We start from the raw sequence: 1801 nt of genomic DNA, 5'->3' as shown, positions 1-1801 counted from the left end.
GCCCGGCCGGGCGCTGGCAGCGGCTCGGCGCGGATGGTGCCCGGGTCGCCGGGGCTGACGATCGGCTCCATCCGCGTGACGGCGCCGATGCTGACGGGCCTGTCGCCGGGGCTCTCGATCGGCTCCATCGCGACGACCGGCCCGGCCGAGGCAAGTTGCGTGCGGAAGGGCGTCGGCGCCGGCTGCGCGAAGGTGCTGCCATCCGGGATGGGCTCCATCCGCACGACCGGGCCGGGCGGCAGCTGAGCCACCTGGATGCCCGGATTGGCCTGGCGCCGCTGCTCGCGCAGCGCGAGCATCGTCGCGGCGTCGCCGCGCCGCGGGCCGCGCGGGATGTCGAGCGGGATCTCGGCCGCGGCGTAGATCTCCGGCGCGGCGCGGGTGTTCGGCGTGGTGCCCTGGATTCGGGGGCCGATGCGCGCGACGTAGTTGCGCGTCTCGTCCGGCAGGCCGCGATTGCCCCAGAGATAGTCCTCGAGGCGCCGCGGTCCGGCATTGTAGGCGGCCAGGAAGGCGGGCGAGCCGTAGAGCTCGTACATCTGCCGGATATAGGCTGTGCCGGCCATCAGGTTGTCCCATGGGTGGTAGGGATCGGACCCCAGCCCGTGCCGGCGCTGCAGCTCGGCATAGGTGCCCGGCATCACCTGCATCAGTCCCATCGCACCGACGCGGCTGGTGGCGCTGGCGCGGCCGCCGGATTCCTGGCGCATCACCTCGCGGATCCAGCGCTCCGGCACGTCGAAGCGTTGCGAGGCCTGGCGGATCCAGGGGCCCCAGGGGTCGTGCGGCGGGCCGGGCGGATCGTAGCTCGACGGACGCTCCCACCCCGCGCCGGAGGACTGGATCGCCGGCTGCTGCGTGGTGCCGCAGGCGGCGAGCGCCGCCAGCAGCGCACAGGCGACGACCGGCCTGGCGCGACGCGCAGGGCGGGACCGGGTCATGCTCGCACTCCGTCGGTTGCCGGGAACCGGTGTTCCGAGGCCCGCCCCCCTCGGTGCATCCGCCGCTCCCCTGCGGAGGATGCACACCGGGCCAACCCCGATCCCGTCCCGTGCGTTAGCAAGCAAGTCGCGCGCGCAGGGCAAACGGCCCTCAGGCGCCAAGGCAAGTCCAGGACCTAACCCACTAACCTAGCGTGGGGTCGATAGGCAAGGACGGGATGATGGCGCGCGCATGGCAAGGTGTGTCCTGCGGGCGTCCCCTCGCACCGGATCGTGAAAACGGGCAGGGTGTCCCCTATCTGCACGGCAGCGTCCGCGCGCCCTCCGTCCGGAGAACGATGACATGACCCCGCCGAAGCGCCTGCCCCTTCTGGCCGGCCTCGCCCTGCTCGCCCTCGTCCCGGCCTGCGCGCCGCAGAACACCGGCACCACCGTGCCCGGCTATGCGCTCGGCAGCGCAGCGAGCGTGTCCTTCGGCACGATCGTCGGCGCCCGCCAGGTGGCCGTGGCCGGGCGGCAGGCGGGTGTAGGGACGCTCGGCGGCGCGGTGGCTGGTGGCCTGGCCGGCAGCTTCATCGGCGGTGGCTGGCGCGAGAACGCCATTGCCGGCGTCGGCGGCGCCATCCTCGGCGGCCTGGCCGGCAGCGCGCTCGAGCGCGGCATGACGCAAGGTACCGCCGTGGAGTTCATCGTGCGCGAAGATCAGGGCGGCGACATCGCCGTTGTGCAGACCAACGAGGAAGGCCTGCAGGTGGGCGACCGCGTGGTGGTCAGCCGCGGCGACCGCGTGCGCCTTTCGCGTGCTGCCGGCGGCCCCGCGCCGGGCTTCGCGCCGCAGGCCGGCTTCGCGCCCGCCGGCG

The 1801-nt window shown here is 74.0% G+C and carries 2 protein-coding genes; one reads left to right on the top strand and one right to left on the bottom strand.

The features are described 5' to 3' along the window. Positions 1-941 (bottom strand): lytic transglycosylase domain-containing protein (locus tag L2I40_RS22695; protein WP_237217623.1); only part of this gene is annotated, 941 nt, incomplete at its 3' end. A 343-nt stretch (positions 942-1284) separates the two neighbouring features. Here L2I40_RS22695 and L2I40_RS22690 point away from each other — a divergent pair. Next, on the top strand, positions 1285-1801 hold a 517-nt coding region (locus tag L2I40_RS22690; protein WP_237217621.1), incomplete at its 3' end, for an outer membrane lipoprotein.

The organism is Falsiroseomonas oryziterrae (assembly GCF_021864505.1).
Lineage (GTDB): Bacteria > Pseudomonadota > Alphaproteobacteria > Acetobacterales > Acetobacteraceae > Falsiroseomonas > Falsiroseomonas oryziterrae.
The sequence above is the reverse complement of the archived record's forward strand: the minus strand, read 5'-3'. Positions and strand labels throughout refer to the sequence as shown.